The organism is Pseudomonas fildesensis (assembly GCF_001050345.1).
GTDB classification, from domain to species: Bacteria; Pseudomonadota; Gammaproteobacteria; order Pseudomonadales; family Pseudomonadaceae; genus Aquipseudomonas; species Aquipseudomonas fildesensis.
Genome location: NZ_LFMW01000017.1, coordinates 11,478 through 35,983, shown reverse-complemented (window position 1 = coordinate 35,983; position 24,506 = coordinate 11,478). Strand labels below are relative to the sequence as shown.

25 protein-coding genes are annotated in these 24,506 nt (G+C 60.6%); 16 read left to right on the top strand and 9 right to left on the bottom strand.

All coding sequences use genetic code 11. The features are described from left to right. Positions 1–647: 647 nt before the first annotated feature. Complete coding sequence (locus ACR52_RS31525) at positions 648–782, bottom strand: hypothetical protein (RefSeq protein WP_269084200.1); 135 nt, start codon at positions 780–782, stop codon at positions 648–650. 132 nt (positions 783–914) lie between these two features. Between ACR52_RS31525 and ACR52_RS22155 the strand changes: the two genes are divergently transcribed. Then, positions 915–1,520: a LysE family translocator gene (locus ACR52_RS22155; RefSeq protein ID WP_048729480.1), complete on the top strand. Its 606-nt coding sequence runs from the start codon at positions 915–917 to the stop codon at positions 1,518–1,520. Positions 1,521–1,617: 97 nt separating this feature from the next. Further along, positions 1,618–3,906 carry a 5-methyltetrahydropteroyltriglutamate--homocysteine S-methyltransferase gene (gene metE / locus ACR52_RS22150; RefSeq protein ID WP_048729477.1) on the top strand — a complete coding sequence of 763 codons (2,289 nt, stop codon included), beginning with the start codon at positions 1,618–1,620 and terminating at the stop codon, positions 3,904–3,906. A gap of 44 nt (positions 3,907–3,950) precedes the next feature. On the opposite strand, the gene ACR52_RS22145 is transcribed toward metE, so the two are convergent. Next, positions 3,951–5,105 (bottom strand): DUF1624 domain-containing protein, encoded by a 1,155-nt coding sequence (locus ACR52_RS22145; RefSeq protein ID WP_048729475.1) that lies wholly within the window; start codon positions 5,103–5,105, stop codon positions 3,951–3,953. Between the two features lie 135 nt (positions 5,106–5,240). On the opposite strand from ACR52_RS22145, the gene ACR52_RS22140 reads away from it, so the two are divergent. After that, positions 5,241–5,789, top strand: coding sequence for a DUF924 family protein (locus tag ACR52_RS22140; RefSeq protein WP_048729473.1), 549 nt, complete (start codon positions 5,241–5,243; stop codon positions 5,787–5,789). Here ACR52_RS22140 and ACR52_RS22135 read toward each other — a convergent pair. Then, positions 5,786–7,225 carry an alpha/beta hydrolase family protein gene (locus ACR52_RS22135; protein ID WP_048729470.1) on the bottom strand — a complete coding sequence of 480 codons (1,440 nt, stop codon included), beginning with the start codon at positions 7,223–7,225 and terminating at the stop codon, positions 5,786–5,788. The genes ACR52_RS22140 and ACR52_RS22135 overlap by 4 nt on opposite strands. 173 nt (positions 7,226–7,398) lie before the next feature. On the opposite strand from ACR52_RS22135, the gene yfcF reads away from it, so the two are divergent. After that, the gene (gene yfcF / locus ACR52_RS22130) at positions 7,399–8,025 is read left to right on the top strand and encodes a glutathione transferase (protein WP_048729467.1); all 627 of its coding nucleotides are present in this window, start codon (positions 7,399–7,401) and stop codon (positions 8,023–8,025) included. On the opposite strand, the gene ACR52_RS22125 is transcribed toward yfcF, so the two are convergent. After that, positions 8,000–8,266: a hypothetical protein gene (locus tag ACR52_RS22125; RefSeq protein WP_048729465.1), complete on the bottom strand. Its 267-nt coding sequence runs from the start codon at positions 8,264–8,266 to the stop codon at positions 8,000–8,002. The genes yfcF and ACR52_RS22125 overlap by 26 nt on opposite strands. A 132-nt stretch (positions 8,267–8,398) precedes the next feature. Between ACR52_RS22125 and ACR52_RS22120 the strand changes: the two genes are divergently transcribed. Both ACR52_RS22120 and ACR52_RS22115 read left to right on the top strand, forming a co-directional pair. Continuing rightward, positions 8,399–9,043, top strand: coding sequence for a hypothetical protein (locus tag ACR52_RS22120; protein ID WP_048729463.1), 645 nt, complete (start codon positions 8,399–8,401; stop codon positions 9,041–9,043). 30 nt (positions 9,044–9,073) lie between these two features. Next, positions 9,074–9,415, top strand: a complete 342-nt coding sequence (locus ACR52_RS22115) for a hypothetical protein (RefSeq protein ID WP_048729461.1) — start codon at positions 9,074–9,076, stop codon at positions 9,413–9,415. 68 nt (positions 9,416–9,483) lie between these two features. On the opposite strand, the gene ACR52_RS22110 is transcribed toward ACR52_RS22115, so the two are convergent. Beyond that, the gene (locus ACR52_RS22110; RefSeq protein WP_048729458.1) at positions 9,484–10,230 is read right to left on the bottom strand and encodes a creatininase family protein; all 747 of its coding nucleotides are present in this window, start codon (positions 10,228–10,230) and stop codon (positions 9,484–9,486) included. A 30-nt stretch (positions 10,231–10,260) separates the two neighbouring features. Further along, positions 10,261–10,974: a murein L,D-transpeptidase catalytic domain family protein gene (locus ACR52_RS22105; protein WP_048729456.1), complete on the bottom strand. Its 714-nt coding sequence runs from the start codon at positions 10,972–10,974 to the stop codon at positions 10,261–10,263. A gap of 40 nt (positions 10,975–11,014) precedes the next feature. Here ACR52_RS22105 and ACR52_RS22100 point away from each other — a divergent pair, with 40 nt between their 5' ends. After that, positions 11,015–12,601, top strand: coding sequence for a L,D-transpeptidase family protein (locus ACR52_RS22100; protein WP_048729454.1), 1,587 nt, complete (start codon positions 11,015–11,017; stop codon positions 12,599–12,601). Here the strand turns inward: ACR52_RS22100 and ACR52_RS22095 are convergent. After that, entirely contained in the window at positions 12,598–13,101 is a 504-nt protein-coding gene (locus ACR52_RS22095; RefSeq protein ID WP_048729452.1) for an AAA family ATPase, read from the bottom strand. The genes ACR52_RS22100 and ACR52_RS22095 overlap by 4 nt on opposite strands. 77 nt (positions 13,102–13,178) lie before the next feature. On the opposite strand from ACR52_RS22095, the gene dapF reads away from it, so the two are divergent. Both dapF and ACR52_RS22085 read left to right on the top strand, forming a co-directional pair. Beyond that, on the top strand, positions 13,179–13,982 hold the full coding sequence (dapF, locus tag ACR52_RS22090) for a diaminopimelate epimerase (protein WP_048729450.1): 804 nt from the start codon (positions 13,179–13,181) through the stop codon (positions 13,980–13,982). Positions 13,983–14,033: 51 nt separating this feature from the next. Then, positions 14,034–15,257 (top strand): TPM domain-containing protein, encoded by a 1,224-nt coding sequence (locus tag ACR52_RS22085; protein WP_048729448.1) that lies wholly within the window; start codon positions 14,034–14,036, stop codon positions 15,255–15,257. A gap of 18 nt (positions 15,258–15,275) precedes the next feature. Here the strand turns inward: ACR52_RS22085 and ACR52_RS22080 are convergent, their stop codons facing one another. Next, entirely contained in the window at positions 15,276–15,770 is a 495-nt protein-coding gene (locus ACR52_RS22080) for a DUF1543 domain-containing protein (RefSeq protein ID WP_048729445.1), read from the bottom strand. Positions 15,771–15,876: 106 nt separating this feature from the next. On the opposite strand from ACR52_RS22080, the gene ACR52_RS22075 reads away from it, so the two are divergent. Continuing rightward, positions 15,877–16,698 (top strand): aldo/keto reductase, encoded by an 822-nt coding sequence (locus ACR52_RS22075; protein WP_048729443.1) that lies wholly within the window; start codon positions 15,877–15,879, stop codon positions 16,696–16,698. Positions 16,699–16,751: 53 nt separating this feature from the next. Here the strand turns inward: ACR52_RS22075 and ACR52_RS22070 are convergent, their stop codons facing one another. Beyond that, positions 16,752–17,267, bottom strand: a complete 516-nt coding sequence (locus tag ACR52_RS22070) for an Hcp family type VI secretion system effector (RefSeq protein ID WP_048729440.1) — start codon at positions 17,265–17,267, stop codon at positions 16,752–16,754. Between the two features lie 477 nt (positions 17,268–17,744). Between ACR52_RS22070 and tssA the strand changes: the two genes are divergently transcribed. Genes tssA through tssG form a run of 6 tightly spaced genes read left to right on the top strand, consistent with a single transcriptional unit; the run spans position 17,745 to position 24,495 of the window. Continuing rightward, positions 17,745–19,298 carry a type VI secretion system protein TssA gene (tssA, locus tag ACR52_RS22065; RefSeq protein ID WP_082143206.1) on the top strand — a complete coding sequence of 518 codons (1,554 nt, stop codon included), beginning with the start codon at positions 17,745–17,747 and terminating at the stop codon, positions 19,296–19,298. A 32-nt stretch (positions 19,299–19,330) separates the two neighbouring features. Continuing rightward, positions 19,331–19,828, top strand: coding sequence for a type VI secretion system contractile sheath small subunit (gene tssB / locus ACR52_RS22060; RefSeq protein ID WP_048729437.1), 498 nt, complete (start codon positions 19,331–19,333; stop codon positions 19,826–19,828). A gap of 27 nt (positions 19,829–19,855) precedes the next feature. Further along, a complete protein-coding gene (gene tssC / locus ACR52_RS22055) occupies positions 19,856–21,331 on the top strand; it encodes a type VI secretion system contractile sheath large subunit (RefSeq protein WP_048729433.1) in 1,476 nt (491 codons plus the stop codon). A 14-nt stretch (positions 21,332–21,345) separates the two neighbouring features. Beyond that, positions 21,346–21,747, top strand: coding sequence for a type VI secretion system baseplate subunit TssE (gene tssE / locus ACR52_RS22050; protein WP_048729427.1), 402 nt, complete (start codon positions 21,346–21,348; stop codon positions 21,745–21,747). Further along, a complete protein-coding gene (gene tssF, locus ACR52_RS22045; protein ID WP_048729425.1) occupies positions 21,737–23,524 on the top strand; it encodes a type VI secretion system baseplate subunit TssF in 1,788 nt (595 codons plus the stop codon). Before tssE ends, tssF begins: the two co-directional genes overlap by 11 nt. Continuing rightward, on the top strand, positions 23,488–24,495 hold the full coding sequence (gene tssG, locus ACR52_RS22040; RefSeq protein WP_048729423.1) for a type VI secretion system baseplate subunit TssG: 1,008 nt from the start codon (positions 23,488–23,490) through the stop codon (positions 24,493–24,495). The genes tssF and tssG overlap by 37 nt, the downstream gene beginning before the upstream one ends. Positions 24,496–24,506 lie beyond the last annotated feature (11 nt).

Sequence of the window (24,506 nt, the reverse complement as noted above, 5' to 3'; positions counted from 1 at the left end):
CACAGGGTGGAAGTCGCTCAGGCCACTCGGTTTCTGCCTGGCGCTTGGCGTTGTACCAGCGCCTATCCGTACGTCGTGGCTTTGAGCGGTGTCGAGACCTGATAGCGGATTGCGCCGCAGAGGCAACTGCCTTGGGTAACTGCATCCATGTGAGATCTATCCTAAATAGGACGGCAGAGACTAAACCTGTGGCGAGGGAGCTTGCTCCCGCTGGGCTGCGCAGCAGCCCCAGACTGGTCACCGCGGTGTGCCTGATGCACCGCGGTGGCAGGTTTTGGGGCCGCTTCGCAGCCCAGCGGGAGCAAGCTTCCTCGCCACAGGGTGGGAGTTACTCAGGCCACTCGGTTTCTGCCTGACGCTTGGCCTTGTACCAGCGCCTATCCGCACGTCGTGGCTTTGAGTGGTGTCGAGACCTGATAGCGGATTGCGCCGCAGAGGCAACTGCCTTGGGTAACTGCATCCATGTGAGATCTATCCTAAATGGGACGACAGCCACTAAACCTGTGGCGAGGGAGCTTGCTCCCGTTGGGCTGCGCAGCGGCCCCAGACTGGTCACCTCGGTGTGCCTGATGCACCGCGGTGGCAGGTTTTGGGGCTGCTTCGCAACCCAGCGCGAGCAAGCTCCCTCGCCACAGGGTGGGAGTTGCTCAGGCCACTCGGTTGGTCTGCTTCATCTGTTCAGTGGCGATATGCCCCACATAAAAGCCCACGTTCAACAGTGTAAGCAGCGATAAACCGGCAAACCATAAGGTCAGGTAACTGCGCAGGCTGGCTTTGATCATGGGTGCTCGCTTGAGTGTTTGTTCCGTACATAGTGCATCTGAATGGATGCATGGCGAGCAACCACAAACGTACAAGAATCGCGTGCATCCGCCTCAGTAGACTCCCCCCACGTCTTCTACTGCAGGTTCCCCATGGACATCTTCCTCTACGCGTTCAGCGTCATGTACAGCCCAGGCCCCGTGAACTTCATGGGCCTAAACGCAGGGCTCACCGGCAAATTCCGGCGCTCCACCGGGTTTTTCATCGGCGTGGGCTGCGCGATGCTGGTGTTGTTCGTGCTGTTTGGCTACACCGGCGAAGCGATCATTTCCCAGGCGGCGCTGCCGTATATCTCGTTGATCGGCGGCGTGTACACGCTGTATCTCGCTTATCAAGTGTTCACTGCTCGCACGGTGGTTGAAGAACCTTCAAGCAAACCGGCCAAGACCCTCACGTTCTGGAACGGCCTGGTGATCCAGTTGCTCAACCCCAAGGGCATCATGGCGGTGTTGCCGATCACCAGTGTGATGCTGCCGGCGGCGCATATCACCGGGGCGTCGATCGCCGGGGTTTCGGCCTTGCTGGCCATAGGCGCCTTTGGTGCACCGTGGGTTTACGCGCTGCTTGGGGCGATGCTGGGGCGGCGGATCAATGGGGCGTCGGCGTTTACTGTGTTCAATCGCTGCATGGGACTGGCATTGGCCGGGTGCGCGTATTTCATGTTCCATGCGTTCTATCTGCACCTCATGGCAACATGAGCGAATCTTGTGATCATCTGGAATAATATGAGTTTGTCTCACTATCGCTGTCTGTCGACAATGGCTGCCATAAATACCTACGTTGGAGTTGTTAGTCATGGCAGTCGCTCATTCCCTTGGATTTCCGCGCATTGGACGCGATCGTGAACTGAAAAAAGCGCAGGAAGCGTTTTGGAAGGGCGAGCTCGACGAAGCCGGCCTGCGCGCCGTTGGCCGTGACCTGCGCAAGGCTCATTGGGACTTGCAGAAAAAGGCCGGTATCGAGTTGCTGCCGGCCGGTGATTTCGCCTGGTACGACCAGGTCCTGACTCATTCGCTAATGTTCGGTGTGATCCCCGAGCGTTTCCGCCCGGCCGATGGCCACGCCACGCTGCACACCCTGTTCGGCATGGCTCGTGGCGTCAGCGACAGCTGCTGCGGTGGTGCCCACGCCCAGGAAATGACCAAGTGGTTCGACACCAACTACCACTACCTGGTACCTGAATTCAGCGCCGACCAGCAGTTCCAGCTGGGTTGGGATCAGCTGTTCGAAGAAGTGAAAGAAGCCCGCGACCTCGGCCACAACGTCAAGCCTGTAGTGATCGGCCCGCTGACTTACCTGTGGCTGGGCAAGGCCAAGGGCGGCGATTTCGACAAGCTCGACCTGCTCGACCGCCTGTTGCCGCTGTACGGCCAGATCTTCCAGCGCCTCGCCGATCTGGGCGTGGAATGGGTGCAGATCGACGAGCCGATCCTGGTGCTCGACCTGCCGCAGGAATGGAAAAACGCCTTTGAGCGTGCCTACAACCTGATCCAGCGCGACCCGCTGAAAAAGCTGGTGGCGACGTACTTCGGTGGCCTGGAAGAGAACCTCGGCCTCGCCGCCAACCTGCCGGTCGATGGCTTGCACATCGACCTGGTGCGCGCACCGGAGCAGTACCCGACCATCCTCGACCGCCTGCCGGCCTATAAAGTGTTGTCCCTGGGCGTGGTCAATGGCCGTAACGTCTGGCGTTGCGACCTGGAAAAAGCCCTGGCCACTTTGCAGCACGCCCATGAGAAATTGGGTGATCGCCTCTGGGTTGCGCCGTCGTGCTCGCTGTTGCACAGCCCGGTGGACCTGGGCCGTGAAGACACGCTGGATGCCGAGCTGAAAAGCTGGCTGGCCTTCGCCGTACAGAAGTGCTCGGAAGTCGCGGTGCTGGCCCAGGCGGTTAACCAACCCGAAGCGCCAAACGTGCTCGCCGCCCTGGCTGAAAGCCACGCCGTGCAAGCGTCCCGCGCGGCATCGCCACGTATCCACAAGCCTGCCGTGCAAGCCCGTGTAGCGGCGATCACCGCCAAGGACAGCCAGCGCCAGTCGCTGTTTGCCCAGCGTATCGAGAAGCAGCGTGCCGGCCTCAACCTGCCGCTGTTCCCGACCACCACCATCGGTTCGTTCCCGCAGACCGCTTCAATCCGCGTGGCGCGCCAGTCGTACAAGGCCGGCAAGTTGAGCGAAGCCGAATACGTCGAAGCGATGCACAGCGAGATTCGTCACGCGGTTGAAGTGCAGGAAAACCTCGGCCTAGACGTACTTGTGCACGGTGAAGCCGAACGTAACGACATGGTCGAATATTTCGCCGAGCAGTTGGATGGCTACGTATTCACCCGCTTCGGCTGGGTGCAAAGCTACGGTTCGCGTTGCGTGAAACCGGCGGTGATCTTCGGCGACCTGAGCCGCCCGAAGGCCATGACCGTGGAGTGGATCCGCTACGCTCAAGGCCTGACCAACAAGGTGATGAAGGGCATGCTGACCGGCCCGGTGACCATGCTGATGTGGTCGTTCCCGCGTGAAGACGTGAGCCGCGAAGTACAGGCCCGTCAACTCGCCCTGGCGATTCGTGACGAAGTGGTCGACCTGGAAGCCGCCGGCATCAAGATTGTGCAGATCGACGAAGCCGCGTTCCGTGAAGGCTTGCCATTGCGCCAGGCACAGTGGCAGCACTACCTGGACTGGGCCACCGAAGTGTTCCGCCTGTGCGCCTCCGGCGTGCGTGACGAAACCCAGATCCACACGCACATGTGCTACAGCGAGTTCAACGATGTGATCGAGTCTATCGCGGCGATGGATGCCGACGTGATCACCATCGAAACGTCACGCTCGGACATGGAGCTGCTGGACGCGTTCGAAGCCTTCGCTTACCCGAACGACATCGGCCCGGGCGTCTACGACATCCACTCGCCACGGGTGCCGGATGCTTCGGAAATGGCCAACCTGCTGCGCAAGGCGGCCAAGCGGATTCCGGCCGAGCGCCTGTGGGTCAACCCCGATTGCGGCTTGAAAACCCGTGGCTGGCCTGAGACCGAGGCGGCGTTGATTCACATGGTGACTGCGGCCCGTCAACTGCGCGCCGAACTGGCGTAACGCGCAGACCTGTAGGCGCCGGCAAGCCTGCTCCTACAGGTGCGTCACAGGTATTTGAGCCAGGCGAGGTCCCGCCGCCGTGCCTTGAGTGCGGCGAACCAGTGCACGGGCGGGTAGAGCGCCAGGGGCAATACCAGCGCCATCAGCCAAACCGCACCCACGCCGTCAAAACCGAAGTAGTTGCCATAATTGAGGCCGAACAGGGCGCCGCAAGCGACGTAGAGCACTTTCAATACATAGAGGTGCAGCAGATAGAAAAACATCGGCGCCGAACCAAACACCGCCAACACACCGATCCAGCGTCGATGCCCGGCGCGCTCCAAGGCCAGCAACAGCAACAGTCCCACCCCCAGCGTCAACGCCAGAAACAACAGCGAAGGCGGGTACTTGGTGACATTGAAAAAGCTCATCAACGTTTGCACGCCACTGTCATACGCCTGCCAGGGCTTCTCGCCATATCCATTGGCGGCACGTAACAGCACAAACCCCACCAACGCACACACTCCCGCGATCAACAGATACCGCTGACGCACGGCCGCCGACATGCCATTGGCAAACCACGGCCCAATGCCGTAGCCCAGGGCGATCACACCGATCCACGGCAGCACCGGGTAGGTGGTGCGCAGGCGCAGCGAGTCACCGACCTCGATCCAGCTGCGTTCATGCAGGATCGTCCACGGCACCTGCAGCACCGACTCCGGGGCGAAGTGCACACCATCCAACAGGTTATGCCCGGCAATGATCACCAGCGCCAGGGTGATCAGCAGCGGGCGTGGCAACCACACCAGCGCGGCGAGGGCGATCATGCTCACGCCGATCGCCCAGATCACTTGCATATAGATCACGCTGGGTGGCAACTGGAACGTCCAGGCGAAGTTGACCAGGGTGAATTCGAGCACCACCAGGAACAGCCCGCGCTTGAACAGGAACGCCGACACATCGTGGCGGCCCTGATACTTCTGGCCGTACAGCCAGGCGGACAGCCCGGTGAGCAGCACGAACACCGGTGCACATAAATGGGCGAGGGTGCGGCTGACAAACAGCGCCGGCTCGGTGCTGTCGATGCTCATTGGGTCGCTGACCTGGCGGTGCAGCAGGAAGGTTTCGCGCACGTGGTCGAGCAGCATGAACAGGATCACGAGGCCGCGCAGGGCGTCGATGGAGAGTAGGCGTTGGCGCAGGGGAGCAGCGTCGATCATGGAGGGAGATCACAGGGCAGGCGGAAATTTGGCGTTATTCTATAACATTAATGTGCGCGTTGCCGCGCTTCGTTATCTTGATGATCTTCGCGAGCAAGGGCTAGCCGCCCGCCTCGCGCCTACAGGGGACACACTGTGAACACGACCGAACACACGCCACAGTCCGTCATCGACTTCTGGCAACAAGCCGGCCCCAAACGCTGGTTCGCCAAGGATGACGCCTTCGATGCCACGTTTCGCGAGACCTTCCACGCCACGCATTTGCAAGCGGCCCGGCGCGAGTTGGAGGGCTGGCTGGATTCGGCGCAGGGCGCGCTGGCCTTGCTGATCCTGCTCGATCAATACCCCCGCAACGCGTTTCGCGGCACGGCCCATATGTTTGCGACGGACCCGTTGGCGCGCCTGTATGCGCATCGAATGGTCGATGCCGGGCTTGATCAGCAGGTCGAGCCGGCCTTGCGCGCGTTTTGCTATTTGCCGTTTGAACATTCGGAAGAGGCGGCGGATCAGCAGCGCTCGGTGGTGCTGAATCAACAGTTGGATGCCAATACTGACCGCTGGGCCAAGGAACACGCGCGCATCATCGAACGCTTCGGGCGCTTTCCCCATCGCAATGAAGTGTTGGCCAGGGCCACCACCGACGAGGAGCGTGAATTCCTCAAGGCCGGTGGCTTCGCAGGCTAGGCTTCGGCTTCGGCCAGGGGCTCCCCGGCGGGTGTCGGGCGAAAGCTCCGCAGGCCCTTGAGGTCGACAGCCCAGCGCAACGCCTCGGTGGCAGAAGGGCGCTTACCTTTGCTGATCGCGTGTTCGTCGGTGGTCAGTGCGCCGAGGTAGCCCTGGTCACCCCCGCGCTCGCTCCAGTATTTCGTGTGGCTGAGCCATGAGCGCGCGAGCCAGCCTCTCCACCGGCTCACGGTCACCGGTAAATCCAGCACGCCATTGCCCATCACCGGCTTGACCGGGCCGCTGACGATGTCGCCAAACAGGCCAAAGGGCGCGGGGAAGTAAAGGTTGGTCCAGCGTGTCACGGCAAACGCCGCCGCATGGTGCAGGTACTGCGCGGTGAAGGGCTTTTGCCCGAGCATCACCGGCTGGCGGGCATTGTAGCCGTAGCCTTTGTCATCTTCGGTGGGCGGGCAGGCCGGGGCTTCGCGGCGCTCGATGCGCTGCTTGAAGTCACTCACGCTGCGCCCCAGCAGCAGGCTGGCGTGGGCCATCGGGCTGCCGACGGTGACCAGGTCGGTGATGCGCCACGGGTTACCGAGGCCGCGCTGCTCGATAAACGCTGCGGCCTGTTGTTCGCGAAACCTCAACGTACTGCCCAGGCTGCCGTCGAGGGCTGCGCCGGCGTTGGGCAGGGTGTCCTTGACCACCGGTTGCAGCGCTTCGTGGTTGGCATAACGGGCGGCCAGCGCCAGGTTGCTGGGGACGACCTTGGTCAGTTGATCGTGATGTTCATGCCAGAGGTAGCCGACGATATCGTAGGCAATCACGCTGCCCAGGCTATGGCCGACGACGATGATGCGGTCGTAATCGCCTTTGTTGTGCAGGGCGCGCAACAGCTCGACGCCATCGGCGCGAATCTGTTCGCGCACCATCACGTTCTGCGGGTTGGGGCTGAGGTAGCGGGCGGCGTCGCCCAGGTAGGACAGGGCCGAGTAGCGCAACCCCAGGCCGATGGCACCGAGCAGCAGCGGCATCAGCGCAAAGGGGTTGCCGTCGTGATCGAAAGTACCCCAGGCCGTGGCCAGGGTGCCGGTGGCGACCAGCAGCAGAAGCAACAGCACCGTCCAGCGCGTGGTGCGCCAGATCGGCACGATGGCGTCGGGAATGTCGCGGCGCGGGCGTTTGAAGATATCCCACAGCCAGCCCAGCAGATGGCCGAGCTTGGTGCCTTGCATCTTGTGGGCCCAGTAGTACTCGTAGAAATCGGTGGTGGTGCGGCCGGATGACTTCAACACGCGCAGGTCGAAATTGCGCGACAGCCGATCCGGCTTGCTCCAGTAGAACGGCGTGCCCCCGGGCGTGTCCGCCGGGATCATCGCCTCCACGAAGCTGCGCAAGGTGTCCATCGGGCGCTGTTCGCCGATGCCGTGGATGACGACAACCGCTTGTTTCATGAGCTGATCATTCCTTGAACATGACAAAAGTCAGGGCGATGTCGCAGAGTAGCTAATCGCCATAAAATGCCATTACTGGTGCTATTCCTGCCAGGAATGCCCCCATAAAAACCCTGCATTGTCTTTATCGCAGCACATCTCGTAGCGTAGGGGCTCACCCAAGGAGATTGCCCATGAACCCGTTGAGTCTCTACGTCGATTCGATATTCACCAGCCCCTACGCGATGTCGGTGTTCGTCACCCTGCGTGAAAAAGGCCTGGCCTTCGAGACGCTCACCCTGGACCTGGAGGCGGCGCAAAACCAAACAGCGGACTTTGTCCAACTGTCCGTGACCCAGCGAGTACCGACGTTGGTGGACGGCGACTTCGCCTTGTCGGAATCCTCGGCGATCACCGAATACCTCGAGGCCGTTTACCCTGAGACGGCCGTGTACCCGGCGGACCTGAAGCAGCGTGCGCGGGCGCGGCAGGTGCAGGCGTGGTTGCGCAGCGATTTGCTGCCGATTCGCCAGGAGCGTTCGACGCTGGTGGTGTTCTGCGGGCAAAAGAGGCCGCCATTGTCACCGGTGGCCGAAGCGGCAGCGCGCAGGTTGATCAGCGCAGCGCAGGTGCTGTTGGCGGGTAACCCGGCGTATCTGTTTGGCGAGTGGTCGATTGCCGACCTGGACCTGGCGGTGATGCTCAATCGCCTGATCCTCAACGGCGACAGCGTGCCGGCCGAGTTGGTGGACTACGCGCGGCGCCAGTGGCAGCGGCCGTCGGTGCAGGAATGGGTCAATCTGCCAAGGCCCGTGCTTTAATCCATTCATCCACCACGCGACGGTCCAGCTCTTCCAAATCCGCCATGCCCAGCACCCGCGTGGTGTTTAAACCGCGCAGGTAGCCGCGTAATTGCTGGGCGCTGGCTTTGACCTGGTCCGCGTCGGCGGCGTTGTCCTGCAGCACCTTCTCATAGTCGACCAGGTACTCGGCGACCCGCTCGCGGTATTGCTGCAGTACGGCTCCGCGGATACGGTCGAAGGTTTTCTGGTGGGGCTTCATAGCGTGGTCCTTATCGATTTTATGTGAGCACTATCGGTTCAGATAATAGTCATCATCAAGGATCGCAAGTTCTGTTTTTTCCGCAAAAGCGGAAAATCGCCCCATCGAGACGCTATTCAAGGAAATTGCGCGATGAGGACGTTTATCCAGCTTGCTTTAATGACGCTGATGCTGGGCACTGTTGTTGTGACCAACTCCGCAATTGCCGATGAACTGCGTACGAGCCATTTGCTACCCATCGACGCTAGCGTAGACTCCCTGCGCCACGGTCAGACGGTGGGTGTGCTGTACAGCGAAAACACCGTCGACAACCTAAGCTACCTCGAACGCTACCACGCCATGGCTCAGAACGGTGCCAGGGATGCCCTTGACGGGCGTATCCGCCAAGCGTTCGTCAACAGCTCCGACCCGGAACTGGCCATCGATTGGTTGATGAGTTCGCTGCAGGGTGCTTTTTTGTCGGTGACGGTCTATAGCAGTCTGGATGACTTGGTGCAGGCTCACCCTGATGTGGTGGTGATGCTCGATACCCATAACCAATTGCTGACCCCGCGCAACGACCAGGTCGAGGCGCGGTTTATCGCGCGGTTCTATGACGCGAACCTGCAATACATCGCCAAGGCCGAAGGCTCCGTGCACAAACAGGTGCCGTCGGTGTGGGTGCATGACCAGGCCGCACCAGAGATTGCCGCGCAGATCGAGCAGCAGCGTGATGTGCAGCTGGATGCCTTGAAGCAGTTCGATGCGTCACTCAAGGCTCTGGTTCGCGCGGGTTGAAGTGAACTTTTTATCTATTCAGGATTTTGTATGCGCTCTTTTTTCGTCCCGGCCCTGGCTTTTACTTCCGTGTGGCTGGCCGGGTGTGTCACCGCTCCCAATGCCCCGAGCTTGACCCTGCAAACCGCCAAGACCCCCGAAGGCTATGTGCAGTGCGTGCTGCCCAAGCTTGAAAAACACGGCATCACCTCGACCGTGACGCAGAACTCGCGCCACGCCAAGGTGCTGTTGACCAGCAAGATTGCGGCCGATGATGTGTTGGAAGCCTACAAGTCCCAGGACGGCACCAAAGTGTTCCTGTATGAGCGCAAGCCGCTGGCATCGGCCATCAAGCCGTCGCGGCTTGAGCAGGCTGCCAAGGAATGCCAATAGTCACTGGCAACGCATCACCAAATGTGGGAGCGGGCAAGCCCACTCCCACATTTTGATTTGTTCTCGGCTTAGGGTTTTGCTTCGTGGCTGAAGCTGTCGACCACTTTGACCAGGCCTTTCGCTGCCAGCGCCACCAGCTCACCACCTTTTTCCACCGTGGCCAGGGCCGGGTCCGACCCCATGCGCCCGTCGGGGAAGCGCGCGCGGAAGTCCAGCGCTTCACGGATCGGCCCGGTGTTGGCGATCTGCGGCGAATAGTCGGCAGACTTGATCAACGAAGGATACGCCCATTGCGTCACTGCGATTTCCGACGGCGTGGCATGGCTGCCATGGCCCACCGGGAATTGCCGATGAGCCAGGTCGTTGACGCCTTCCAAGTCCCACCAGTTCACCAGTTTCAATGCGAACCCGGCCGGGCGGCGGGCGAAGCTGGCTTCGGCGTACAGCTCGGAAAATGCCGCTTCAATCGTGGCGATGTTGCCGCCGTGGCCGTTGAGAAACAGGATCTTTTCAAAACCGTGCCCGGCCAGCGAGCGCACCCAGTCGCCAATCGCGGCGATAAACGTGGAAGGGCGCAGCGAAATGGTGCCGGGAAACCCCAGGTGATGCTGGGCCATGCCGATATTGAAGGTCGGGCCGATCAGGATGTCGGCGTTTTTCTGCGCTTGGTGGGCGATGATTTCCGGGCACATCCAATCAGTGCCCAGCAGGCCGGTGGGACCATGCTGTTCGTTGGAACCGATGGGGATCACCACCGTACGACTGCGCTCCAGAAACTGCCCGATCTCGATCCAGGTAGATGTGTGTAGAAGCATGCGACGCTCTCTTTTATCTATGGGGACAGGCTATCCGCCACGGATTGTACGACTACTCGCCACCTGTTGGGGTTTGCAATTGAGGTACGTCGAGGACTTCAACCAGCGCTGGTCGGGGTACCAGGAAAACATGAACTGCCCATCCTTGAGCTTGTCCACCACCTGGCGCGCCACCTGCGGGCGCACGGCCGGGCAACCCTGGCTGCGGCCGATACGGCCTTCGCGCTTGCTCCACAAGGGGCTGACGTAGTCGGCGGCGTGAATCACGATGGCGCGGTCGCGGGCCTGATCATTGAAGCCTGGCTCCAGGCCGTCCATGCGCAGCGAGTAGCCATGGGTGCCGAGGTAACTCTCCTGGGTGCGGAACAGGCCCAGGCTGGACTGGTGGCTGCCTTCACGATTGGAGAACGCGGTGGCGAAGTTTTCCCCGGACTTTGCGCCGTGGGCCACCAGGTCGCGCAGCACCAGAGTCTTTTTGCGCAAATCGAAGATCCACAGCCGACGGGCGGTCGAAGGCTGGGAATAGTCAATCACGGCCAGGCGCTCTGAGCGTTCCTCGCCATTATTGATCGCACACTGCACGGCGCTGAGGGCGCTTTTTAATACAGTGGGATTGAGTTCTGGAGCCGAGCGCGCCAGGCTGCTATACAAGGTAGGAGGGTTGCCATCGGCGGCGAGCGCAACATTGCTCAGCGTAGCCAGGGTCACGGTGATCAAACCGAGGCGGCACAAAAAAGTCAGCATCTACAGTACATCCCCCCAGCTGTGGATTGGAGCAAGGCTATTGTTCAAAAAACACGCATGTTACTTGAGCATTTGCTTGCTCGTTGCACCATTGGTCGCGACAGCCGAAGAACGGCTGGTGGACGCACTGCCCGTGCTCCCCATCAGCCCTGTGCAGCAGGCCCTTGCGCAGTTGCCAGGCGTTTGCCCCGAACTCGCTCCCCATATCGACGCCGCTGCGCAATTGCGGCTGCAAGCGTTCTATCAGCAGCAGGGTGATGTGCCGCTGTGGGCCGCCGACGAGCGCCGCCAAGCGTTGCAATCCCAGTTGCTGATGCTGGCCGACGACGGCCTGGACCCCACCCACTATAGCCTGCCCCCGGCAGATGCCACGGCCAACGTGCTGTGCAGCGATATCGGCACCAGCCGCCAGTACTTGCAAGCCCTGCAGGATTTGCATTACGGGCGCCTGCAGCAATCGCGCTTCGAACCGCTGTGGCATTCCCAGCCACCCACCCGCGACCCGAATACCGAAGTGCTGGCATTCGCCGCCACCGGCCTGCAAGACCTGGCGCAGGCGTTTGACCAGGCCCGCCCCGGTGCCGATTTATACCGCAGCCTGCGCAATGCCTATTCCACCGTGCGCCAGCAGCCGTTGCCGCATTGGGACGCGGTCGCCAGTGGCCCCTTGCTGCGCCCCGGCATGGAAGACCCGCGTGTGCCCGAACTGGCGCGGCGCCTTTACCGTGGCGGCTACCTGCCCAGCGAACCGAAAGACAGCGCAAAGCAATACCGCCCGGAACTGGTCAACGCCGTCAAAGTGTTCCAGCTCAGCCATTCACTGCAAGCCGACGGCGTGATTGGCGCCGGCACCGTGGCCGAGCTCAACATCAGCCCGGCAATGCGCCGCGAACAACTGCGCATCAACCTCGAGCGCTTTCGCTGGTTGAGCCAGGACCTGGAGCCCGAAGGTGTGCTGGTCAACGTTGCCGCCGCGCAACTAAGCGTTTACCAAAGCGGCATCCCCGTGTGGCAAACGCGCCTGCAGGTCGGCCGCGCCGAACGCCAGACGCCGCTGCTCAAATCGCGAATCACCCGGCTCACCCTCAACCCCACCTGGACCATCCCGCCCACTATCATGCGCGAGGATAAACTGCCGGCCATCCGCTTGAACCCGGAATACCTGCGCCAGCAAAACCTGCAAGTACTCGACGCCGAAGGCCACCCGCTGGCCCCAGAACAGATCGACTGGGCCCGCCCCGGCAATATCCTGCTGCGCCAGGAAGCCGGCCCGCGTAACCCGCTGGGCAAGATCGTGATGCGCTTTCCCAACCCGTATTCGGTGTACCTGCACGACACTCCCAGCCAACCGCTGTTCACCAAAGGCCCGCGCGCGTTCAGCTCGGGTTGCGTGAGGGTTGAACAACCGTTGCTGCTGCGCGATCTGCTGGTCACCCCGGCCGAACGCACGCGCACCGATGAACTGCTGGCTACCGGCGTGACCCATGAGTTCAGGCTGGCCACACCGGTGCCGGTGCTGTTGGGGTACTGGACGGTGGAAGTCGATCGCCAGGGTGGGTTGGTGTATGCGCCGGATATTTATGGACGGGATCTGGTGTTGATGAAGGCGATGGGGAGTGTGCTTTAGGAAGTAGCCGTTTTGACGAGAATGGTGGAGACGGCATCAGTCGTTGTCATGAAGGCGGTGTCCAGGGTCAACAGTGGCGCGTCCCAGGCCTCGTATTCATGGGTCAACACCGACTGCCAAGTGGGCGGGACCAGTCCGGTAATATCGCCCACGCGGGTTTCCACGCGGCGCTTGTGTTCCTGTTGGTCAGAACAAACCACCTGGATATTGACCAGTGCGACACCTGCTGTCGCTGCAACTTTTCGCCAGGCCTCCCGGCTCTCCTTGACCGGATTCACACAGTCCGCAATGACCCGATGGCCCAGCTGCAGGTTGCTCAGCGCCAGCGTGTTTGCCACCGCGTAACCGCTGGCGCCCACATCACCGGCCAACACGCCGGCGTCTCGAATCGCCTGCTCGATCACATCGATTCGCAGGTAAACGGCGCCGGTCCGGCGTGCCAGTTCGCGGGCAAGGGTGGTCTTGCCTGTACCGGGAAGGCCACTGAAGACGATAAGCATCGTTCGGTCTCGCTAAGTCAGGTCGGGTTGAGCAGAATATCCTCCCGTTCCCCCACCGGTCGACCACAGGACAGCCCATGACCTTGCCCTTCGTGAAGATGCACGCCCATGGCGACGATTTCATCATCATCGACCGCCGTGGCCAGGATGACTCGATCACCGCCGAGATCGCCCGTCGCCTGGGCAATCGCCACACCGGTATCGGCTTCAATCAACTGGCCGTGGTGCTGGACTGCACCGATGCCGCCGCGCGCATCAAATTCTGGAACCCCAACGGTACGGCTCTGCAGACCTGCGGCAGCGCCACGCGCGGTGTGGCAGACCGGTTGATGCATGAAACCGGTGCTGATTCGGTGGTGGTGCGCACGGATCGCGGTTTGCTCACGTGCGTGCGTGCGTCCGGGCAACGGGTGTCGGTGAACATGGGCGAGCCGTCACTGGAGTGGGTGGCGGTGCCGCTGGCCGAGCCGATGGATACGCTCGCGTTGCCGATCGAGGGCGACCCGGCGGCGTGCAGCATGGGCAATCCGCATTGCACGTTCTTCGTGGATGACATAAATGCCGTTGACGTGGCGGCCGTGGGCCCGGCGCTGGAAAACCACCCGCTGTTCCCGGCCAGGACCAATGTGCATTTCGTCCAGGTGATCGACCGCAACCATATCCGCCTGCGCATCTGGGAGCGTGGCGGCGGTGTGCCGTTGGGCTCCGGCTCATGTTGCTGTGGGGCGGTGGTCAACGGTATTCGGCGTGGGCTGTTGGACGACACGGTTGACGTGCAGTGCGACGGCGGCGTGGTCACTGTGCAATGGGACGGGCAGGGCGGTGTGGTGTTGACGGGAAGCGTTGAGCCGATCATGCAGGGCACCACCTGCGCGTTCTAACGCCATAGGGTAAAGTCGGCGCCTTCAGGAAGAAACTTCAGGTAACAAAACATGATGCTGTGGTTGCGGCGCTCCGCCTTGAGTCTGCTGGCCCTTGTGGTCGCGAGCCTATTGATCAGCCTCCCGGCCCAGGCCGACACGGCGCCCCCCGGGCTTGTCCCGGTCGCCCTCGACCAGCGGGTGATCGACCTCACCAACACCCTCGATACCGCCACCACCACCCGCATGAAAGACCAACTCGCCGCGCTCGAACAGCGCAAGGGCGCGCAGGTCGCGGTGTTGTTGGTGCCGAGCACCGGCGGTGCCAGCATCGAAGCGTTCGCCAACCAACTGTTCCGCGCCTGGAAACTGGGGCGCAAGGACGTCAATGACGGCATCCTGCTCCTGGTGGCCAAGGATGACCGCAAGGTGCGCATCGAAGTGGGGTATGGCCTGGAAGGCACCGTCACCGATTTGCTCGCCCATCGCATCATCGAAGAACACATCACCCCGGCATTTCGTCAGGGCGATTACGCGGGCGGCATCCAGCAAGCGGTGGACGATTTGACCGTGTTGGTGGACGGCGGTGACCTACCCGTGGCGGCTGGGCCGGTGCCGGGCCTGCGCCCTGAGGCTATTGCGGTGTTGCTGGCGTTTGTGTTCGGCGCTGTCGTCGGTGTGCTGGTCGCCGCTCGCAAGCTGCACTGGCGACGGGCCTTGATTGCTGCACTGGCGCTGACGGCGTTGCTGGCGATGTTTGTCGGTGGAAGGGAGTGGCCGGTGTACCTGCTGATACTGCCGCTGACCCAACTGATCGGCGGCGCAACGTTTGGCGCACTGTGGAGGGTGCGCACGCTGTTTTACGGCGTGCTCGGGTTGCTGGTCTACATCGTTGGGCTGGCGGTGGCGGATCGGTATGTGGACGTCAACTTCATCCACTGGTTGGCGATTCCGCTGGCGGGGCTAGTGGTGTTGGGGTTGTACCTGGTGCTGTTCGTCATCATGAAGGACGCCTGGAAGAAGAGCCGCACGTTTTTTATCATCCGGCTGCTGGCGGCGCTGGCGGTGTATGTGGCGGCGGGATTGCTGATCGACCACGGCCGCCAAGGCTGGCTGCTTGCGCTTCCCATCGCATCGTTTGCCGCATTGATCATCTACGCCAAGACGGGCAGCGGGTCGGGCTCAGGTTCGGGCGGCAGGTCCAGTTCGAGTTCCAGCAGCTCCCGCTCAAGCTCCAGCAGTTCGTCCGGGGGCGGCGGCTCCAGTGGCGGCGGTGGTGCGTCGGGGAGTTGGTAGTACACGGGCAGGGAGCGCTCAGGCCAGCACGATATAGTCGTTTTGCTGAATGATTGGGCGGTGTGTGCCTTGTACAAGATGGACGTAGCGACCGTCTACCAGATCGATGGGCAGGCAGTCATCGACATCCAGTACCCCGTCGGTGTGAGCCTGGGACCAGTGGCGCAGCATCTGCTGCTTGCCCTGTGCCTTGGCTTCCTGTTTGTTGCGGGCGACCACCAGCAGGTAATGATGGGCTTCGCCAAAACTGTTGGCTTCATAGCCGCCGAGGTTGATGAAGTACAGGTGCATCGCCTCGGCCTGAGGTGCAAGCTGGCTGAGCTCTACTTTCCAGCCGTCGACGCCGTCGACCGCCATCCACGAGTCGATATGCACGCCCTTGGGGCTGCCAAACCAGCCGTTGCGCAATTGCGCGTAGGTGCCTTCCAGCGTATCCGCCACGGCGAATACCACATCATGTACTTCGATTCTGGCCCGTGGGTGCTTGCCCCCGAGCATTACGACAAACAGCATTGCAGGTCCTTCCTGGCAGCTTGGCAAAGCGCAACCATACTTCGATTGAACCCTTTTGTCCGGCCAATGCCACACGCTTAACCCACGAATTTATCTGGAGGTTGTCATGCGTACCATCGATCTGGCCGGCGTTTCGGTCCCTGTCATCGGCCAGGGGACCTGGCGCATGGGCGAAAACCCGGACCAGCGCCGCGCCGAAGTCGCCGCGTTGCAACTGGGGATCGACGAGGGTATGACCCTGATCGATACCGCCGAAATGTACGGCGAAGGCGGTGCTGAAGAGGTGGTCGGCGAGGCCATTCGCGGCAAGCGCGACCAGGTGTTCCTGGTGAGCAAGGTCTACCCTCATAACGCCAGCCACCAGGGTGTGCCTCGGGCCTGTGAAGCCAGCCTGCAGCGCCTTGGCACCGATTACATCGACCTGTACTTGTTGCATTGGCGCGGCCAGTACCCTCTTGAAGAAACCGTCGAAGCCTTCGAGCGCTTGCGCGAGGCCGGCAAGATCGGCCGTTGGGGTGTTTCCAATTTTGATGTCGCCGACCTGCAGGAACTTGCCTCGCCGGCCTGCGCGACCAACCAGGTGCTCTACAACATTGAAGAGCGCGGTATCGAATTCGACCTTCTGCCTTGGTGGCAACAACATCACTTGCCCTTGATGGCCTATTGTCCGATCGCCCAGGGCGGTGAGCTGCTGGCCAGCCCGACGCTCAAGCAAATCGCTCACCGTCATGAAGTCACACCGGCCCAGGTGTCCCTGGCGTGGGTTTTACGCCAGGACGGGGTGATTGCGATCCCCAAGGCGGTCACGCCTGAGCATGTACGCCTCAACGCCGGCGCTGTGAAACTGGTGCTGGACGAACATGACCTGGACGCTATCGACCGAGTGTTCGGTGCGCCCAAGCGCAAGCATCCGCTGGCGATGGTATGACAGCCCGGCAGAAACGGCGCCGTCCCTGGTTGCCGCTTCTGCCTCAGGCAGCGTTAGCCAGCCACCGGGCTGCGCCAGTCGTCTGAGCCGGAGGTGCCGGAGACTTCATGGGTCCAGACGATCTTGCGATAGGTGAAGTACACGTCTTCCAGGTGGGTGAAGTGCGCGTTGTCCGGGTCCTGGCAATTGGGCATGCGCGACTGAATGTCGACGAGGGTCGCCCCCTCGAGTTCGATGGTGAAATAGTGCTCCTGCGTTCCCGCCGATGAGGTGCGAAACCACTCCAGGCGGCATTTGACCTCCTCACCGCTGGTCAGCGCGCTGAATAGCAGCGGTGACGACTTGTCGAAGACCTTGCTGATCATCAATGGCTTGTGGACCCTTTGGCCGGTTGGCTGGCCGGACTGTGGGTCTCGGGGAATGATCACCTGGTGAGCAAACGCCTGGACGAGGATCTGGTCTTCATGGCCCTCCTGGTAAATGTTGCCTACCGAATCCTGGGTAAAAGTGCCTGCCGTGATCAAACCTTGCTTGACGCCGGTAATGGAGAGATACGCGGGTGTTGGCATGACGGGTTTCCTTGCCTTGTTGATAGGGAGTTCCATACGGCGATTGAACCGAGTGGGAAGTTCCCTATAACAAGAAGCGTGCCTGAAAGTACGAGGGCCAATGAAACAAAGGTCGGGGTGATGTGCGCACTGGTTTTTAATAAGTGGGTGTAAATTGGCGCTGCGTTTTTGGGGTTTAACTTGCGCATAAGTGTGCAATTAGTTGCCGTTGGTTTTTGAGCGTTTAGGCGTTAAGTCTTGCGGAGGGAGTGGGTTAGTTGTGGTGGCCAAACTGTGCAAAATGCTGCGCAGATGCTGTATTGCGGCGGTTGTAGGAAATTCCTTAAGTAGGATTTTGTTGCTTGCTGAATGTTTTTTGCATGGCTACTGTTCAGGGGCTTCGGGAAGTTCACAACGAAGTTTCACCCGTACTCTGATGGGCAGTTAATGCAAAATTAGTGTGCGGGTTCTGTCTTGAACAGTCGTGCGCGGTCCACAATGGTTTACTCAGACACACTTTGCGTTTACTACCTTGAAATAGCACGCTCGCCTTGTTCAGGCGCAAGTTTTGCTGGCAGTGATATGCGCTTCTCCAGCGAATTTGAAGCTGTGGAAACCGAACTGGCCAAGGCGCAATCGATGCATGGCGGGAGCCAGCCGGATTGGCAAAAGGTCCGGGAAATCAGCGAGTGTCTGTTGCGTCAGCACTCCAAGGATTTGCGGGTCGCCGTATGGTTGTCCTGGGCGTTGTACCAACGCGAATCCTTTCCTGGCTTGCTCGCGGGCCTGGGTTTGCTGAGTCATCTCTGTGAGCACCATTGGGCGGCTGTCCACCCCGCCAAATTGCGTACCCGTGGTGCGGCGTTCGGCTGGCTGGTGTTACGCCTTGAGCAACTGTTTACGCAGAACTTGTCAATTGTCGATCAGCAGCCATTGTTTCAATCGATCCTTGAACACCTGTCTCGCCTCGATGATCGCTGGAGTGAATGCCTGGGAGATAACGCGCCGCTCTTGCTGCCGATTCGCAGGCAATTATCAGAGCGTCTGGAGCGTGCCGCGCAAAGCAGTCCTGAGCCTGCTGGTGTGACCGGCGTTATTACCCAGGTCAAACAGGTCGCCACGCAACTACTCAAGCCAGAGTCGGCAATCGACAACGAGAAGGACGCGCATAAACGTCTGCGTACCTTGCAGGATCAGGCGCGCTCCTTGTGTACCTGGTGGCTGCGCCAGGACGCCACTGACCTGCGCGCGCTGCGCCTGAACCGAACATTGACATGGCTGCCGCTTGCGACTTACCCCGACGCCGACAGCGAAGGGGTCACCAGCCTGCGAGGCCCCACACCCGACAAGCTCAAGCGTTACCAGGAGCGTTTTGCCCAAGGGCATTACACCGACCTGATGCTGGAGCTTGAGGCGAGCCTGGCCGGTGCAATGTTCTGGTTCGACGGCTTGCGCATGGTCTGGGAGTGCCTTCAGGCCTTGCAGGCCAACCTGGCGATGACCGAACTGGAAGTGAGCTTTGCCCTGTTGTTGCAACGCCTGCCGAACCTGCCCGAATTCTGCTTTCACGGCGGTGCGCCTTTTGCCGATGCCGCGACCCGCGACTGGATCACGCTCCAGGTGGCTCGCCATCTGCAAAAAAACGAGCCGCTTAATGTGCCGGTCGATACCGATGCCGAGCCATGGGAGACAGCATTACAGGATGTCATGCCAAGGTTGCGCCAGGACGGGCTGAAGGCCGCGGTAGGGGAAATCAAGCAAGGCCTGCATGCCGCACGCAGTGAGCGCGCCCGTTTTCATTGGCGATTGGCGCTGGCCCGGTTGTGTGTACTGGCAGGCAAGCATGAGTTGGCGAAGATTCAGCTCGAACACCTGGATCACGAACTGCAGCACGCAGGGCTGGACCGTTGGGAACCAGCGTTGGCGCTTCAAGTGACGCAGCTTCTGTACCGCTGTTGCGACTTGCTGCCCCAAAGCCAAGCGGTACGTGAACGCAAGGAACATACCCACCGCAGGTTGTGCCACTTCGATCTGGAAGCGGTACTTGAATAGGCTTTCGAGCCGCTCGAAAAAGGAGAAAAACCATGGCCAAAGAAGGTTCGGTAGCACCGAAGGAACGCATCAATATCACCTTCAAACCTGCTGTCGGGGGCGCCCAGGAAGAGGTTGAACTGCCATTGAAGTTACTGGTGCTGGGAGACTTCACCCTGCGTGAGGACCTTCGCAAGCTTGAAGACCGCAAGCCAATTGGTATCGACAAGAACAGCCTGGATGAGGTGCTGGCCAAGCAAGCGTTGAGCCTGACGCTCAGCGTACCCAATCGCCTTCAGGACGAACCTTGCGTTGAAGAGCTGGGCATACAGGTCCGGATTAATTCGATGCAGGACTTCAACCCCGCAAGCCTGGTCGAGCAGATTCCCGAATTGAAGAAGCTGATGACATTGCGTGAAGCACTGATGGCGCTCAAGGGACCACTGGGTAACACACCGAGCTTTCGCAAGGCTATTGAACAGGCGCTGGCCGATGACGAATCCCGCGCGCGCGTATTGGCCGAGCTGGGACTGAGCAGCCCCGCCGTATGACGTTTTCAGTAAAAGGACACTGATCCCATGAGCACCCAACACCAGCCACTGGCAGCACCCTCGGTCGCCGAGCACAGCATCCTCGACAACATTATTGCCCAGACACTCCTGAGTGCTGACGATGAGGCGTACGGTATCGCGAAACGTGGCGTCTGCGCGTTTATTGAAGAACTGGTCAAGCCGCAGAACAGTGGAGAGCCGGTCAAGAAGCGCCTGGTCGACCGGATGATCGCCGAGATTGACGCCAAGCTCAGTCAACAGATGGACGAGATTCTGCACCACCCGGATTTCCAGGCGCTGGAAGCTTCATGGAAGGGGCTGCAGCTGCTGATCGAGCGCACCAACTTCCGCGAAAACATCAAGATCGAGCTGCTGAATGTCTCTCGGCAAGACCTGCTGGATGACTTCGAGGACTCGCCGGAGATTAACCAGTCCGGGCTCTACAAGCATATCTACAGCGCCGAATACGGTCAGTTCGGCGGCCAGCCCGTGGGCGCCATCATTGCCAACTTTTTCCTTTCACCCAGTGCGCCCGATGTAAAGCTCATGCAGTACGCGTCCAGCGTGGCCTGCATGGCACACGCGCCGTTTATCGCGGCGGCCGGCCCCGGGTTCTTTGGCCTGGAAAGCTTCACCGGGCTGCCTGACCTGAAGGACCTCAAGGACCATTTCGAAGGCCCGCAATTTGCCAAATGGCAGAGCTTTCGCCAGAGCGAAGACGCGCGCTATATCGGCCTGACCGTGCCACGGTTCCTGCTGAGAACGCCTTACGACCCGCTTGAGTGCCCCGTCAAAACCTTTGCCTACCAGGAAAACGTGGTTAACAGTCACGAGCACTATCTGTGGGGCAATACCGCCTATGCGTTTGCCACTCGCCTGACCGACAGCTTCGCGCGGTTTCGTTGGTGCCCGAACATTATCGGTCCACAAAGCGGCGGTGCGGTGGAGGATTTGCCCTTGCACCACTTCCACAGCATGGGCGAAATCGAAACGAAGATTCCTACCGAAGTGCTGGTATCAGACCGTCGCGAATATGAGCTGGCCCAGGAAGGTTTTATCGCCCTGACCATGCGCAAGGGCAGTGACAACGCTGCGTTTTTCTCCGCCAGTTCCGTGCAGAAGCCCAAGTATTTCGGCACCAGCACAGAGGGCAAGGAGGCCGAGTTGAACTACCGCCTTGGAACGCAGTTGCCTTACATGATGGTGGTCAACCGGCTGGCCCATTACCTGAAAGTGTTGCAGCGCGAGCAGCTGGGTTCGTGGAAGGAACGCACGGATCTCGAGTTGGAGCTCAACAAGTGGATTCGCCAGTACGTCGCCGACCAGGAAAACCCCAGCGCCGAGGTGCGCGGCCGTCGTCCGTTGCGCGCGGCACGCATTGTGGTGAGTGACGTCGAGGGGGAACCTGGCTGGTACCGTGTCAGCCTCAGTGTGCGGCCTCACTTCAAATACATGGGGGCGGATTTCACGTTGTCCCTGGTCGGAAAGCTCGATAAAGAATGAGCAGAGACCAGGGGATGACCTATCACCGCAGCCTCTTCGAGCGACTCGAAGGCCCGGCGCTCGGCCAGGCGAGCAGCGTAGAGTCCGTCGCGGCTCATCTGGGAAAGATGCTCAGCACCCGCGCGGGCAGCGTCCAGACGCAGCCCGACTACGGTTTGCCGGATCTGAATGACATGCGTCTTAGCCTGCATGAGTCATTAAGCCAGTCGCGCCTTTCGATCGAGCGCTTTATCCAGGCCTATGAACCGCGCCTGGTGAATGTGCACGTCAGGGTGCTGCCGCGTGATCGTGACCCCCTGGTTCTGGCGTTTGCCATTGATGCCTCGTTGAGGGTCAACGGTGTCATGCAGCCTGTGGTGTTCAACGCCCGTCTGGGTGGCGGCGGGCAGGTCGAGGTCGCGCCGGATGGCCTTTAATCGTTATTACCAAAGCGAGCTCAGCGCCTTGCGCCAGCTCGGGCGACGTTTCTCCGAGCGTAATCCTGCCCTGGCACCGTTTCTTGCCGATGCCGGCCAGGACCCGGACGTGGAGCGTTTACTCGAAGGTTTTGCGTTTCTCACCGGTCGTCTGCGCCAGAAACTGGATGACGAATTACCCGAGCTGACCCACTCGCTGATGCACCTGTTGTGGCCCAACTACATGCGGCCGCTGCCGGCGTTCAGCATCCTGCAGTTCGACCCGCTGAAACGTGCGGGCCCGGCCGTGTGCGTGGGGCGGGATACCTCAGTGGAAAGCGTGGCCATCGACGGCGAACGCTGTCGCTTCCGGACCTGCTGTGTCACTCAGGTCATGCCGCTGCAACTCAATGCCCTGGAGTATGTCTTCCAGGGTGAGCGGGCCTTGCTGGACCTGCGTCTAGACATGAGCGCCCCGGGCAATTTCAGTGAGTTGGTATTCGAATCCATGCGGCTGCACCTGGCAGGGGACCGTTACGTCAGCCAGGGGCTTTACCTGAGCCTGTTACGTCACCTCGAAGGCATTGAGTTGCTGTTACTGGGCGAGGATGGCCAGCCTGTCAACGGGGCTGATGGACAGGCAATGTCGCTGCGGCTCAATGCCAGCCAGGTACAGCCGGTGGGGTTCTGCGAAGAACAGGCGTTGATTCCTTATCCGCGGAATACCTTTCGTGGCTATCGTCTGCTGCAGGAATACTTCGCCTTTCCTGACAAGTACCTGTTCGTGGATGTGAGTGGTCTTGATGGCCTGCACGCGCTGCCTCAAGCGCTGCTCAAGCAGGTGCGCAGCATGGTGATGCGGTTTGAACTGCGTATCCAGGGGCATGAACCACAACGCCCCAGCCTGGACAACGTGAAGCTGTACTGCACGCCCATCGTCAACCTGTTCGCCCATGACGCGGTGCCGATCCGGCTGGATGGCAAACAGGATGAATACCTGCTGGTGCCGGGGGAATATTCGCGAGGCAACGCCGGTGTTTTTTCCGTGGACAAGGTCACGGGATGGCGCCCTGGCGGGCTGGGTTACCAGGCGTTCGTACCGTTCGAATCGTTTGAACATGACGGTGATACCGACGCATCGCCAGCGGCCCCCAGCTTCAGTATCCGTCAGCGTTCATCGGCGCAGCACGCGGGTCTCGATACGTGGGTGGCGTTCGGTGCCGGCCGAGGACACGAGCAGGAAACGCTGTCGATCGAGCTGACCTGTACCAATCAAAACCTGCCGCGGCAACTGCAGGTGGGCCAGATCAATCAGCCCTGCGAGCAGACCCCGGAATTTCTGTCATTTCGCAATATCACCGTGCCCACCGCGAGTTTTGCACCGCCCCTGGATCAGGATTTCCTGTGGAAGCTCATCAGCAACATGTCGCTCAACTACCTGTCGTTGACCGATATCAATGCGTTGAAAGTGATCCTCGAAACCTACGACCTGCCGCGCTACCACGGCCGGCAAGCGCAGAAGGTCAGCGCGAAGAGACTGGGGGCATTGCAGTCCATCAGTCACGAAGCCGTCGACCGATTGCACCATGGCCTGCCGGTTCGCGGTTTGCGGGTGAACCTGACAATTGATCCCCAGGGCTTCCACGGCCCAGGCGACGTATTTGTATTCGCTTCAGTGCTCAACGAGTTTTTTGCGCTGTACACCAACCTCAATTCGTACCACGAACTGAGCGTTATCAGCACACAAGGAGATGTGTACCTATGGCCACCCCGGATGGGCCAGCAGCCTCTGCTTTAACCGAAGTGTCCCGTGTCATCCGCGAGTATTCGTTGTTCCAGGCGGTACTGCAGGTGATCGAGCGCTTGCGTGTAGCCCATCCCTTCCTGGATGAGGACGCGTTGTATGACCAACTGGAATTCCAGGCCAATCCTGGCCTCGGGTTTCCCGGACACGACATCGATCGAGTGGAGTTTTTTGTGGAGTACGGTCAATTGCGAGCGCGGCTGCGCCTCAATGTACTGGGGCTGTTCGGCGCAGGTTCACCGCTGCCGGCGTTCTACGGTGAGCAGGCGTACGCGGAGTCGGCGGGTGGCAATTCCACTCGCGACTTTCTGAATGTGTTTCACCACCGCCTGCAGCGGCTGATGCTGCCGATCTGGCAAAAATATCGTTATCGGGCGCGCTTTGGCAGTGGGGCCAGTGATGCCTTTTCCGCGCAAATGTTTGCCCTGATTGGCCTGCGGGGCGAGGAAATTCGCCGTGCTACGCACCTGGACTGCAAGCGATTGTTGCCCTTCCTGGGGCTGCTGAGTCTACGGGTGCATTCCGCCGCAATGATCGAGACGGTCCTGCGCCATTACTTCAACCACAGCCGGCTATTCGTTGAACAGTGGGTTGAACGCAGCGTGTCAGTCCCTGGTGAACAACGCAATCGACTGGGGGCTGCCAACCATGCGCTCGGCCAGGACCTGGTGTTGGGACGCCGGATAGCCGATCGCAGTGGCAAGTTCAACGTGCATGTGATCGGGCTGGATTGGCAACGGTTTCACGAATTCCTGCCCTCCGGAGACGGGTTCCTGCCCTTGTGTTCACTGGTGCGTTTAACCGCGCGGGCGCCCCTGGAGTACGACCTGAGACTGGTGTTGGCGCAAGGGGAGATCCGTGCGCTGCATATCGGCGAACGCAACGTCTGCCGCCTGGGATGGACCAGTTGGCTGGACCATGAGCGGGCCGATGGTGTGGTCACGCTTGCCGGCAACGCTCATTAGGGACTGATGAT